At 44.2% G+C, this 13,737-nt stretch carries 7 protein-coding genes; all 7 read left to right on the forward strand.

Annotated elements, in window-relative coordinates; translation table 11 throughout:
- Positions 1-351 precede the first annotated feature (351 nt).
- The 7 genes from rplJ (at position 352) to fusA (ending at position 13,650) form a co-directional block, all read left to right on the forward strand.
- On the forward strand, positions 352-846 hold the full coding sequence (gene rplJ / locus DXX93_RS01520; RefSeq protein ID WP_115998789.1) for a 50S ribosomal protein L10: 495 nt from the start codon (positions 352-354) through the stop codon (positions 844-846).
- 84 nt (positions 847-930) lie between these two features.
- Complete coding sequence (gene rplL, locus DXX93_RS01525) at positions 931-1,299, forward strand: 50S ribosomal protein L7/L12 (RefSeq protein ID WP_115998790.1); 369 nt, start codon at positions 931-933, stop codon at positions 1,297-1,299.
- 343 nt (positions 1,300-1,642) lie between these two features.
- Positions 1,643-5,671 carry a DNA-directed RNA polymerase subunit beta gene (rpoB, locus tag DXX93_RS01530; protein WP_116006509.1) on the forward strand — a complete coding sequence of 1,343 codons (4,029 nt, stop codon included), beginning with the start codon at positions 1,643-1,645 and terminating at the stop codon, positions 5,669-5,671.
- Between the two features lie 102 nt (positions 5,672-5,773).
- Positions 5,774-10,009 (forward strand): DNA-directed RNA polymerase subunit beta', encoded by a 4,236-nt coding sequence (rpoC, locus tag DXX93_RS01535; RefSeq protein WP_116006510.1) that lies wholly within the window; start codon positions 5,774-5,776, stop codon positions 10,007-10,009.
- A 413-nt stretch (positions 10,010-10,422) separates the two neighbouring features.
- Positions 10,423-10,797 carry a 30S ribosomal protein S12 gene (rpsL, locus tag DXX93_RS01540; protein WP_116006511.1) on the forward strand — a complete coding sequence of 125 codons (375 nt, stop codon included), beginning with the start codon at positions 10,423-10,425 and terminating at the stop codon, positions 10,795-10,797.
- A gap of 84 nt (positions 10,798-10,881) precedes the next feature.
- On the forward strand, positions 10,882-11,355 hold the full coding sequence (gene rpsG, locus DXX93_RS01545; RefSeq protein ID WP_115998793.1) for a 30S ribosomal protein S7: 474 nt from the start codon (positions 10,882-10,884) through the stop codon (positions 11,353-11,355).
- Positions 11,356-11,553: 198 nt separating this feature from the next.
- Positions 11,554-13,650 carry an elongation factor G gene (fusA, locus tag DXX93_RS01550; RefSeq protein ID WP_116006512.1) on the forward strand — a complete coding sequence of 699 codons (2,097 nt, stop codon included), beginning with the start codon at positions 11,554-11,556 and terminating at the stop codon, positions 13,648-13,650.
- The last annotated feature ends 87 nt before the right edge of the window (positions 13,651-13,737 follow it).

Raw genomic sequence — 13,737 nt, forward strand, 5'->3', positions numbered from 1 at the left:
TCTCGAGTAGAAACTTTACAGGGGTGAATTATTGAACTATAATTTTGCCCCTTTATTTTGGTAGGAGCTGGGCGACTTATCCAAATTAACTCGTTTAAACGGGTTGAGTCGGTTAAATCAAACAGTCCCGTCAAAGACCGTAGGTGAATAGTAAAACGGTGAAATACTGCGTATTAAACTGGCTTGCGTATTCTTAATTAATGCCTGCGTAGATGGTGATTACCGTGAAATTTCCTTAAATTTCTGGTCCTCGCCGTAATGGCCTAGACGGATTGGTCTGTGTAATAGCATGACTAATTGGTTTAGGGGATATGAATTACCGGTTTAACCGGTGAACCAGGAGTAAAGCCAATGGCTATCAATCTTGATGACAAAAAAGCAATTGTTGCTGAAGTTCAAGAAGCTGCCGCTGGCGCTCAGTCAGCTGTTGTTGCCGATTCTCGCGGTGTAACAGTTGAAGCGATTACTGCATTGCGTAAGCAAGCACGTGAAAACGGTGTATGGATGAAAGTTGTTCGTAACACCCTAGCACGTCGCGCAGTAGAAGGTACTCCATTCGAGTGTTTGAAAGATTCATTCGTTGGTCCTTCACTAATCGCATTCTCTAGCGAGCACCCAGGTGCTGCTGCACGTATTTTCTCTGATTTCGCCAAAGAAAACGAAATCTTTGAATTAAAAACAGCAGCGTACGAAGGTGATGTAGTAGACGTAGCTATGTTAGCTAAGTTACCTACATACGACGAAGCTATCGCTAAGTTAATGAGCGCAATGAAAGAAGCATCTGCAGGCAAACTTGTTCGTACAATTGCAGCAGTTCGCGATCAGAAAGAGTCAGAAGCTGCGTAATTTTACATTACACATACGCGGTTTTTGTTTTAATAGTTATTTATCAAACAGTTTTAAACTGTTTTATTTGTAGGAAATTGAATTATGTCTATTTCTAAAGACGATATCCTAAACGCTATTGCTGAAATGTCAGTAATGGAAGTTGTTGAATTAGTAGAAGCAATGGAAGAGAAGTTCGGCGTAACTGCTGCAGCTGCTGTTGTTGCTGCTGGTGGTGATGCAGGCGGTGCTGCTGCTGAGCAAACTGAATTCGACGTAATCCTAGAAAGCTTCGGTGGCAACAAAGTTGCTGTAATCAAAGCTGTTCGTGGTGCTACAGGTCTTGGCCTTAAAGAAGCGAAAGAAGTTGTTGAATCAGCTCCTAAAGCGCTTAAAGAAGGTGTTGAGAAGGCAGAAGCTGAAGCTCTTAAAGCTGAACTTGAAGAAGCAGGCGCTACTGTTGTTATCAAGTAATCTGTCATCTGACAGATTAGCTGCCTAATCAGGCAATGGCTGGTGATTTAAACGTCACCGGCCTTTTTGCGCTAAATAACGCTAAAATTTGAAAAGCCTAATGCTAATCCAAGTAAAAGGTTTTTTTTCTAAGCGAAACAGTGCAGTATTGTAGGTTAGCTCATTTTATAACCTGCACTACAACTAAAAATTAGACTTAAGCCAAGTTGATTGAGTATTTGCCATAAACCTCAGGCAAGTGCCTAATCAACTTGGCATTTAATGTCATAGCAAAAAGCCCGCTTTAGCTTTTGTCGACAAAGGTAAAGTGGATTCGGTACAACCCAGCTAGCTGAGGAACCCCATGGGATACTCCTACTCTGAAAAGAAACGAATTAGAAAGGACTTTGGTAAAAGTGCACAGGTTATGGATTATCCATTCCTGTTGTCCATCCAGCTCGAATCTTTCCGTAAGTTCATTGATATTGACCCTACTGGCGAAACCGGCTTAGAAGCCGCATTTCGTTCAATTTTCCCGATCAAAGCATATTCTGGTAGTTCAGAATTACAATACGTTAGCTACCGTTTAGGTGAGCCATTATTTGATGTTAAAGAATGTCAAATCCGTGGTGTTACTTACTCAGCGCCGCTACGCGTAAAATTACGTTTGGTAATTTACGATAAAGAAGCACCAGCGGGCACCGTAAAAGATATCAAAGAGCAAGAAGTTTACATGGGCGAAATCCCATTAATGACAGAGAACGGTACGTTCGTTATTAATGGTACAGAGCGTGTAATCGTGTCTCAGTTACACCGTTCACCTGGTGTATTCTTCGATCACGATAAAGGTAAAACTCACTCTTCAGGTAAAGTGTTATACAACGCACGTGTAATTCCTTACCGTGGTTCTTGGTTAGACTTTGAGTTCGATCCGAAAGACAACTTATTCGTTCGTATTGACCGTCGTCGTAAGTTACCTGCATCGATTATTTTACGTGCATTAGAATACTCAACAGAAGAAATTCTAGCGATGTTCTACGACACAACGTCATACGAAATCAAAGGCGACAAGTTAATTATGGAACTTGTGCCTGAGCGTTTACGTGGTGAAACCGCAACATTTGACGTGAAATTACCAAATGGTGATGTACTTGTTGAACAAGGTCGTCGTATTACTGCCCGTCATATTCGTACGTTAGGCAAAGAAAATGTGACTGAGCTTGAAGTACCAGCTGAATACATCGTTGGTAAAGTGCTATCTCAAGGCTATGTTGACGAGTCAACTGGCGAAGTGATCGCAGAAGCAAATGCTGAGATCACACTAGAGCTATTAGCAGCGCTTAGCCAAGCAGGCCACAAGCAACTTAATACGCTTTACATGAATGAATTCGATGTCGGTTCTTACATGTCAGATACCGTGCGTATTGATAGTACAACTAACCGTTTAGAAGCCTTAGTTGAAATCTACCGCATGATGCGTCCTGGTGAGCCACCAACAAAAGATGCAGCTGAAGGCTTATTCGCTAACTTATTCTTCTCATTAGAGCGTTACGACTTATCAACGGTTGGTCGTATGAAGTTCAACCGCCGTGTTGGTCTTGAAGAGTCGACTGGTGAAGGTACGTTATCAAACGACGACATTATCCGCGTAATGAAAACCTTAATCGCGATTCGCGATGGTAAAGGTGAAGTGGATGATATCGATCACTTAGGTAACCGTCGTATCCGTTCAGTAGGTGAAATGGCAGAGAACCAATTCCGTGTTGGTTTAGTACGTGTTGAGCGTGCAGTACGTGAGCGTTTATCACTAGGTGATTTAGACGCGGTAATGCCACAAGACTTAATCAACGCTAAGCCTATTTCTGCTGCGGTTAAAGAATTCTTCGGTTCATCACAACTGTCACAGTTCATGGACCAAAACAACCCGTTATCAGAAGTAACGCACAAGCGTCGTATTTCTGCCTTAGGCCCAGGTGGTTTAACACGTGAGCGTGCAGGCTTCGAAGTACGTGACGTTCACCCAACGCACTACGGTCGTGTTTGTCCTATCGAAACGCCGGAAGGACCAAACATCGGTCTAATTAACTCATTATCATGTTACGCGCGCACTAACGATTATGGTTTCCTAGAAACACCATACCGTAAGATTGTCGATGGCGTAGTAACTGATGAAGTAGATTACCTATCTGCGATTGAAGAAGGTAACTATGTAATCGCACAAGCAAATGCTGAGCGTGATGAAGCAGGTCGTTTAACCAGTGACTTAGTACCGTGTCGCCACAAAAACGAATTCACGCTAATGTCGAAAGATACTGTTCAATACATGGACGTATCGCCACAGCAAATCGTTTCTGTTGCTGCATCACTTATCCCATTCCTAGAGCATGATGATGCTAACCGTGCCTTGATGGGTTCGAACATGCAACGTCAAGCTGTACCTACATTAAAAGTGGACAAGCCACTTGTTGGTACAGGTATGGAGAAAATTGTAGCGGTTGACTCTGGTGTAACAGCCGTTGCTAAACGTGGTGGTGTTATCGATTACGTCGACGCTTCTCGTATCGTCGTAAAAGTTAACGAAGATGAAATGATCCCAGGTGAAGCGGGTATCGACATCTACAACTTAACTAAGTACACACGTTCAAACCAAAACACCTGTATTAACCAACGTCCTAACGTTCACATGGGTGACCCAGTTGTACGTGGTGACGTGTTAGCTGATGGCCCGTCAACAGACATGGGTGAATTAGCACTTGGTCAAAACATGCGTTTGGCGTTCATGCCTTGGAATGGTTACAACTTCGAGGATTCGATGTTGCTTTCTGAGCGCGTAGCGCAAGAAGACCGTTTCACCACGATTCACATCCAAGAATTAAGCTGTATCGCTCGTGATACTAAGCTTGGCTCAGAAGAAATTACGTCTGATATTCCAAACGTTGGTGAATCAGCGTTAAGCAAGCTAGATGAGTCTGGTGTTGTTTACATCGGTGCGGAAGTAAAAGGCGGTGACATCCTAGTAGGTAAAGTAACGCCTAAAGGTGAAACGCAGTTAACGCCAGAAGAAAAACTTTTACGTGCGATTTTCGGTGAGAAAGCAGCTGACGTTAAAGACAGCTCTTTACGTGTACCTAACTCTGTATCAGGTACTATCATCGACGTACAAATCTTCACGCGTGACGGTGTAGAAAAAGACAAGCGTGCATTAGAAATTGAAGAAATGCAGCTGAAAGAAGTTAAGAAAGACTTAGGTGACGAGTTCTCTATTTTAGAAGATGGCATCTATGCACGTGCTAAGAAGCTATTACTAGCCGCTGGCATGAACGAGTCTGAGCTTAACAGCATGTCACGTGACAAGTGGTTAGTACAAAACCTGAGCGATGAAGGTCAGCAATCTGAGCTTGAGCAAATCGCTGAGCAACACGAAACCATCAAAGCGGAATTCGACAAGAAGTACGAAACTAAGCGCCGTAAAATCACTCAAGGTGATGACTTAGCGCCGGGCGTACTTAAAATTGTTAAGGTTTACTTAGCGGTTAAACGTCGCATCCAGCCAGGTGATAAGATGGCGGGTCGTCACGGTAACAAGGGTGTTATCTCAAATGTTGTACCGGTAGAAGATATGCCATACGACGAGAACGGTGTACCAGTTGATATCGTGCTTAACCCACTAGGTGTACCGTCGCGTATGAACATCGGTCAGATCTTAGAAACTCACTTAGGTATGGCGGCACGCGGTATCGGTGAGAAGATTGATCGCATGATCAAGGCGCAACAAAAAGTTGAGAAACTACGTAGCTTCCTTAAAGAAGTGTACAACTTAGGTGAATCTCGCCAAGACGTAGATATCGACAACTTCTCTGATGATGAAGTCATGCGTCTAGCGCAAAACCTTCGTGAAGGTTTACCAATCGCAACACCAGTATTCGATGGTGCGAGCGAGCGCGAAATTAAAGACTTATTCAAGTTAGCAGACATGCCAGAAAGCGGTCAATTCACGCTTACTGACGGTCGTACTGGTCGTAAGTTTGAGCGTCCTGTAACGGTAGGTTACATGTACATGCTGAAACTGAACCACTTAGTGGATGACAAGATGCACGCCCGTTCTACTGGTTCTTACTCACTAGTAACTCAGCAACCACTAGGTGGTAAAGCTCAGTTCGGTGGTCAGCGTTTCGGTGAGATGGAGGTATGGGCACTTGAAGCATACGGTGCTGCCTACACGCTACAAGAAATGCTTACGGTTAAGTCGGATGACGTTAACGGTCGTACTAAGATGTACAAAAACCTTGTTGACGGCGATCACCGTATGGAACCAGGTATGCCTGAATCATTCAATGTACTACTTAAAGAGATCCGCTCTTTAGGTATCAACATTGAGTTAGACGCAGAATAACTGGCCAAGCGCTACTAGCTGACTGGTATAAACATTACCGTTAGCATACGAGGAGGGGAGTCATTCCCCTCTAAAAAGGTTAACTCCGACAGGAGATAGAGTGTGAAAGATTTACTTAAGTTTCTTAAGCAACAAAATCAAACTGAAGAATTCGATGGTATTCGCATCGGATTGGCATCACCAGACTTGATCCGTTCTTGGTCATTCGGTGAAGTAAAAAAGCCTGAAACAATTAACTACCGTACGTTCAAGCCAGAGCGTGACGGTTTATTCTGTGCCCGTATTTTCGGCCCAGTAAAAGATTACGAATGTCTTTGTGGTAAGTACAAGCGCCTTAAACACCGCGGTGTCATTTGTGAAAAATGTGGCGTTGAAGTTACATTAACAAAAGTTCGTCGTGAGCGTATGGGTCACATCGAACTAGCAAGCCCAGTAGCGCATATTTGGTTCTTAAAATCATTGCCATCACGTATCGGTCTTCTTTTAGACATGACATTACGCGACATCGAGCGTGTTCTTTACTTCGAATCATACGTAGTAACAGAACCTGGTATGACAACGCTTGAAAAGAGCCAAATCTTAACAGAAGAAGAGTACCTAGACGCATTAGAAGAGCACGGTGACGAGTTCGACGCGAAAATGGGTGCTGAAGCAGTATTAGCGCTGCTTCAACAAATCGATTTGGAAGGTGAAATTTCACAAATGCGTGAAGAGTTACCAGAAATCGGTTCAGAAACTAAGCGTAAGAAAATCACTAAGCGCTTGAAGTTAATGGAAGCATTCGCTCAATCTGGCAACAAGCCAGAGTGGATGATCATGTCTGTTCTGCCAATTCTTCCGCCAGATTTACGTCCACTAGTTCCACTAGATGGCGGCCGTTTCGCAACGTCTGATTTGAACGACCTTTACCGTCGTGTGATCAACCGTAACAACCGTTTGAAGCGTCTTCTTGACCTAGTAGCACCAGACATCATCGTACGTAACGAGAAGCGTATGCTGCAAGAGTCTGTTGATGCGTTATTAGATAACGGTCGTCGTGGTCGTGCAATTACAGGCTCTAACAAGCGTCCACTGAAATCACTTGCTGACATGATCAAAGGTAAGCAAGGTCGTTTCCGTCAAAACCTTCTTGGTAAGCGTGTTGACTACTCAGGTCGTTCTGTAATCACTGTAGGTCCAACGTTACGTTTACACCAGTGTGGTCTTCCTAAGAAAATGGCACTTGAGCTATTCAAGCCATTTATCTACGGCAAGTTAGAAGCACGTGGTTTAGCAACAACGATTAAAGCCGCTAAGAAATTAGTAGAGCGCGAAGGCGCAGAAGTATGGGATGTATTAGACGAAGTAATTCGTGAACATCCAGTAATGCTTAACCGTGCACCAACACTTCACAGATTGGGTATCCAAGCGTTTGAACCAGTACTTATCGAAGGTAAGGCAATCCATTTACACCCATTAGTTTGTGCGGCATACAACGCCGACTTCGATGGTGACCAAATGGCGGTTCACGTACCGTTAACGTTAGAAGCGCAATTAGAAGCGCGTGCGTTAATGATGTCAACGAACAACGTATTATCACCAGCGAATGGTGACCCAATCATCGTTCCTTCACAGGACGTTGTATTAGGTCTTTACTACCTAACGCGTGACCGTGTTAACGGTTTAGGTGAAGGTATGGTATTCGCTTCAGCTGCTGAAGCAGAAAAAGCGTACCGCACTGGTGTTGCTGAGCTTCACGCGCGCGTTAAAGTGCGTATCACTGAGCACGTTCGTAACGAAGACGGTGAATTAGTCGCGCAAACAGTGTTAAAAGACACCACGGTTGGTCGTACCATTTTATGGCAAATCTGTCCTGAAGGTTTACCGTTCGAGCTAATCGACCAGCCTTTAGGTAAAAAGCCAATTTCACGCTTAATTAACCATGCATACCGTAACTTAGGTCTTAAAGAGACAGTTATCTTTGCTGATCACATCATGTACACAGGTTTCCACTACGCGATGATCGCGGGTGCGTCTGTTGGTATTGACGACATGGTTATCCCAGATGAGAAGTACACTATCATCGACGGTGCGGAAGAAGAAGTTGCCGAAATCCAAGAGCAGTTTGACCAAGGTCTTGTAACTGCGGGTGAGAAATACAACAAAGTTATCGATATCTGGTCATCAGCGAACGAAAAAGTGTCGAAAGCGATGATGGACAACTTATCGAAAGAAAGCGTTGAAAACCGTGACGGTGAGATGGAAGAGCAAGACTCATTCAACTCTATCTTCATGATGGCTGACTCGGGTGCTCGTGGTAGTGCCGCTCAGATCCGTCAGCTAGCGGGTATGCGTGGTCTAATGGCAAAACCAGATGGTTCAATCATTGAAACGCCAATCACCGCGAACTTCCGTGAAGGTCTAAACGTACTTCAGTACTTCATCTCAACTCACGGTGCTCGTAAAGGTCTAGCCGATACCGCACTTAAAACAGCGAACTCGGGTTACTTAACCCGTCGTCTAGTAGACGTGGCACAAGATTTAGTAGTCACTGAACATGACTGTGGTACGCACGATGGTCTAACCATGACACCGCTAATCGAAGGTGGTGACGTTGTTGAGCCATTACGTGAACGTGTACTAGGTCGTGTTGTTTGTGAAGATGTACTAATTCCTGGTACTGAAGATGTATTACTACCGCGTAACACACTAATTGATGAAAAATTATGTGATGTGTTAGAAGAGCACTCTGTTGACCAAGTGAAAGTACGTTCAATTATTACTTGTTCGACTGACTTTGGTATTTGTGCCCACTGTTACGGTCGTGACCTAGCACGTGGTCACATGATCAACCAAGGTGAAGCAGTTGGTGTTGTTGCGGCACAGTCAATCGGTGAGCCAGGTACACAGCTAACCATGCGTACGTTCCACATCGGTGGTGCGGCATCACGAGCGTCGGCAGAAAACTCAGTACAAGTGAAGAACACGGGTACGCTTAAACTGCAAAACGCTAAGTTCGTTAACAACTCTGAAGGCCATGTAGTTATTACTTCACGTTCTTCTGAGCTGACAGTTATTGACGAGTTAGGTCGTGAGAAAGAGCGTTACAAAGTGCCTTACGGTGCGGTATTAGCGAAGAAAGACGGTGATGCGATTGAAGCAGGTGAAACAGTAGCAAACTGGGATCCACATACGCATCCAATCATCACTGAGGTAGCGGGTAAGATCAAATTTGTTGACCTAATCGAAGGTCTAACAATGACTCGCCAAACCGATGAGTTAACCGGTCTATCTAGCATTGTAATTACCGATCCAAACCAACGTAGCTCCGCGGGTAAAGAAATGCGCCCTATGGTTAAGCTAGTTGATGCGGCGGGTAACGATGTGATGATCGCAGGTACTGATATTCCAGCGCAATACTTCTTACCGGGTAACGCAATCGTTAACCTAGAAGATGGTGCAGAAGTTGGTATCGGTGACGCATTAGCACGTATTCCACAAGAGTCTTCGAAGACTCGTGATATTACCGGTGGTCTGCCGCGTGTTGCTGACTTATTCGAAGCGCGTAAGCCGAAAGAGCCTGCCATTCTTGCTGAGAAGACGGGTATCATTGGTTTCGGTAAAGAAACGAAAGGTAAGCGTCGCTTATTGATCACGCAACCTGACGGTACTGTATACGAAGAGATGATTCCTAAGTGGCGTCAACTTAACGTATTCGAAGGTGAATCTGTTCAGAAAGGTGAAGTTATTGCCGATGGTCCAGAGTCGCCGCATGATATCTTACGTCTACGTGGCGTAGCAGATGTTGCTAACTACATCGTGAACGAAGTTCAAGACGTTTATCGTCTACAAGGTGTAAAAATCAATGATAAGCACATCGAAGTTATCGTTCGTCAGATGATCCGTAAGTGTGAAATCGTTGACGGTGGTGATTCAGAATTCCTGAAAGGCGAACAAGTAGAAGTGGCGCGCGTTAATATCGCAAACCGTGAACTTGAAGCCGCAGGCAAGCAGCCAGCTGAATACGAGATGCAAATGATGGGTATTACCAAAGCATCACTTGCCACTGAATCATTTATCTCGGCGGCATCGTTCCAAGAGACTACGCGTGTACTTACTGAAGCTGCTGTAGCAGGTAAGAAAGACGGTTTACGTGGCCTGAAAGAGAACGTTATCGTTGGTCGCTTAATCCCAGCAGGTACGGGTTACGCTTACCATCAAGACCGTATGCGCAAGCGCAACGCGGCGATGGAAGAAGAAGTAACAGTATCAGCTGACGAAGCAGCGCAAGCACTAAGTGACGCACTAAATGCTGACTTAGACGCTGAGTCAAACGATCAAAACGATCCAGTGTTATAAACCATAGCACTGAATGATGACTGAAAAGGCCGCTCAACTGAGCGGCCTTTTTTATATGTGAATATCTCTTTTATACCACAGCTTGATGATTTAAGTATTACAAGTATTTCAAATGGGCTTTCTCGTCTGAATAAATAAATGCTCGATATTGCTAAGTCGTAACTAATTCAAGCACTGCCTATCATCCTTAACTCACCATTCATTCCCCCAAAGATCCTTAATTATCGTCAAAAAGGATCCTTAATCGCTTTTTGCTTGACAGTTCAAAGCTTGACCATTAGAATTCTGCGACCTTTTAATCTGTGCCTAGTTGCGTAGTTTTTAAAAGGTTTGATTTTTACACGTTTAAGAGGGTGTGAAGTTGGTAGGTACTACTGATGTTCGCACATGTTTTAACTTAATCAGGAGCTATAATGGCAACTATTAACCAATTGGTACGTAAACCACGTGTCAGACAAGTACAAAAAAGTAACGTACCTGCGTTACAAGCTTGTCCACAGCGTCGTGGTGTATGTACTCGTGTATATACTACTACACCTAAAAAACCTAACTCAGCACTACGTAAAGTAGCTCGTGTACGTTTAACTAACGGCTTTGAAGTTACTTCTTACATCGGTGGTGAAGGTCACAACTTACAAGAGCATAGCGTTATCTTAATCCGTGGTGGTCGTGTTAAAGACTTACCTGGTGTTCGCTATCACACTGTTCGTGGCGCACTTGACTGTTCAGGTGTTAACGATCGTAGACAAGGCCGTTCTAAGTACGGTGCTAAGCGCCCTAAATCTTAACGGTTCTCCGTCAAGTAAGGCCAAACTAACTTTTAATTTTTAATTGTTTTGGGAATATCCTGAAGCTATATCGGAGAATTTAAAATGCCAAGAAGACGCGTCGTAGGGCAACGTAAAATATTGCCAGACCCGAAGTTCGGTAACGAATTATTAGCAAAATTCATCAACATCCTTATGGTTGATGGTAAAAAAGCTGTTGCAGAAAAAATCGTTTATGGTGCACTAGACATCTTAGCGGAAAAAAACAACGAGAAAGAACACCTAGACCTTTTCGAAGAAGCGCTAGAAAACATCCGCCCAGCGGTTGAAGTTAAGTCTCGTCGTGTTGGTGGTTCTACTTACCAAGTTCCAGTTGAAGTTCGTCCAGTACGTCGTAACGCGCTAGCCATGCGTTGGTTAGTTGAAGCAGCTCGTAAACGTGGTGAAAAATCAATGGCTCAGCGTCTAGCTAACGAAATGTTAGATGCAGCTGAGAACAAAGGTTCAGCGGTTAAGAAACGTGAAGACGTTCACCGTATGGCCGAAGCGAACAAAGCGTTCGCACATTACCGTTGGTAATATAAAGGCAAGCGTAGTGACATCTTATTGTCACTACGCTTTTCTATACTCCCTACAGGGAGTTATTGACGCTTTTAAAGGCGACTAATTTTCAAAAGTGTTTATCTGCATTGAGTACTTTTTAAAGTTAGTTTAAGGCAACACATTAACGATGATCAGTAATCGTTTAAATGTTGCCCTAGCACAGAGGATACATAAGTGGCTCGTACAACACCTATTGAGCGTTACCGTAATATCGGTATTTGTGCTCACGTTGACGCAGGTAAAACAACAACAACAGAACGTGTACTTTTCTACACGGGTCTATCTCATAAAATCGGTGAAGTGCACGACGGTGCCGCGACCATGGACTGGATGGAACAAGAGCAAGAGCGTGGTATTACTATTACCTCAGCTGCAACGACTTGTTTCTGGAAAGGTATGGACGCGCAATTTGAAGATCACCGCGTAAACATCATTGATACTCCGGGTCACGTTGATTTCACTATCGAAGTAGAGCGTTCATTACGTGTACTTGATGGTGCAGTATTAGTGCTATGTGCGTCTTCAGGTGTACAACCACAAACCGAAACGGTTTGGCGCCAAATGGAAAAGTATTCAGTGCCACGTATGGTATTCGTCAACAAGATGGACCGTATGGGCGCAAACTTCCTAAATGTTGTTGATCAAATTAAAAACCGCTTAGGTGCTAATGCGGTACCTATGCAGTTAGCGATTGGTAGCGAGGAAGATTTCACAGGGGTTGTTGACCTAGTGAAAATGAAAGCGATTAACTGGAATGAAGCCGATCAAGGCATGACCTTCACTTATGAAGACATTCCAGCAGATATGGTTGAGCTTGCCGAAGAATGGCGTGAGAACCTAGTCTCAGAAGCGGCTGAAGCTAATGATGACTTGATGGAGAAATACCTAGAAGAAGGTGATCTGTCAGAAGATGAAATCAAAGTCGGTCTTCGCCAACGCACACTTGCTAACGAGATTGTATTATGTGCTTGTGGCTCAGCCTTTAAGAACAAAGGCGTGCAAGCGGTGCTTGATGCGGTAATTGAGTACTTACCAGCACCAACTGAAGTTGAAGCCATTAAAGGTATTAATGAAGACGAGTCTGAAGGTGTTCGCGAAGCTGATGATAATGCGCCATTTGCTGCGCTTGCATTTAAAATCGCCACAGACCCATTTGTTGGCACATTAACTTTCTTCCGTACCTACTCAGGTGTTGTGCAAACTGGTGACAGTGTTTACAACCCAGTGAAAGGTAAGAAAGAGCGCTTTGGTCGTATCGTGCAAATGCACTCAAATGACCGTCAAGAAATTAAAGAAGTTCGCGCGGGTGATATTGCAGCTGCAATTGGCTTAAAAGATGTTACTACTGGTGATACGCTTTGTGATAACAACAACATTATCACGCTAGAGCGTATGGAATTCCCTGAGCCGGTAATCTCAGTGGCGGTAGAGCCAAAAACGAAAGCTGACCAAGAGAAAATGGGTATCGCGTTAGGCAAGCTAGCGGCAGAAGATCCGTCGTTCCGCGTAGAGACAGATGAAGAGTCAGGCCAAACCATCATTTCTGGTATGGGTGAGCTACACTTAGATATCATTGTTGACCGCATGATGCGTGAATTCAAAGTGGATTGTAATGTTGGTAAGCCGCAAGTTGCTTACCGTGAAAGCATTCGTTCAACGGTTGAAGTAGAAGGTAAGTTTGTTCGCCAATCAGGTGGTCGTGGTCAGTTTGGTCATGTCTGGTTGAAAATGGAACCTATCGAAGGCGATGGTTTCGAATTCGTGAATGAAATTGTTGGTGGTGTGGTTCCAAAAGAATACATCCCAGCGGTTGAAAAAGGTTGTAAAGAGCAGATGGAATCTGGCGTATTAGCCGGTTATCCGCTGCTTGGCGTTAAAGTCACATTATACGATGGTTCATTCCATGATGTTGACTCTAACGAAATGGCGTTTAAAATCGCTGCGTCTATGGGCTTTAAAAAAGGTGCAATGGAAGCCAATCCAGCACTATTAGAGCCGATGATGAAAGTTGAAGTAACAACGCCAGAAGAGAACATGGGTGATGTGGTCGGCGATTTAAACCGTCGTCGCGGCATGATCGATGGGATGGACGAAGGCCCTGCTGGTATGAAGCTCGTTAACGCGCTTGTGCCATTGGCAGAGATGTTTGGCTACGCAACTGATTTACGTAGCGCAACACAAGGTCGCGCCTCTTATTCTATGGAGTTTTCTAAGTATGCAGAGGCTCCAAAAGCAGTAGCTGACTCAGTTATTGAATCCCGAGGGGGCTAGCCTTTTTTAAAGGTGAACTTTCTCGCACTTTAGTGGTGGTGCACAAGGCACTGGCATTGCTTTGACAAGAGAATACGCTTTCTCTAC

The organism is Thalassotalea euphylliae, assembly GCF_003390335.1.
GTDB classification, from domain to species: domain Bacteria; phylum Pseudomonadota; class Gammaproteobacteria; order Enterobacterales; family Alteromonadaceae; genus Thalassotalea_F; species Thalassotalea_F euphylliae_B.

Coding starts and splice junctions, on each gene's coding strand:
- rplJ (WP_115998789.1), top strand. CDS start 352: ATGGCTATCAATCTTGATGACAAAAAAGCAATTGTTGCTGAAGTTCAA.
- rplL (WP_115998790.1), top strand. CDS start 931: ATGTCTATTTCTAAAGACGATATCCTAAACGCTATTGCTGAAATGTCA.
- rpoB (WP_116006509.1), top strand. CDS start 1,643: ATGGGATACTCCTACTCTGAAAAGAAACGAATTAGAAAGGACTTTGGT.
- rpsL (WP_116006511.1), top strand. CDS start 10,423: ATGGCAACTATTAACCAATTGGTACGTAAACCACGTGTCAGACAAGTA.
- rpsG (WP_115998793.1), top strand. CDS start 10,882: ATGCCAAGAAGACGCGTCGTAGGGCAACGTAAAATATTGCCAGACCCG.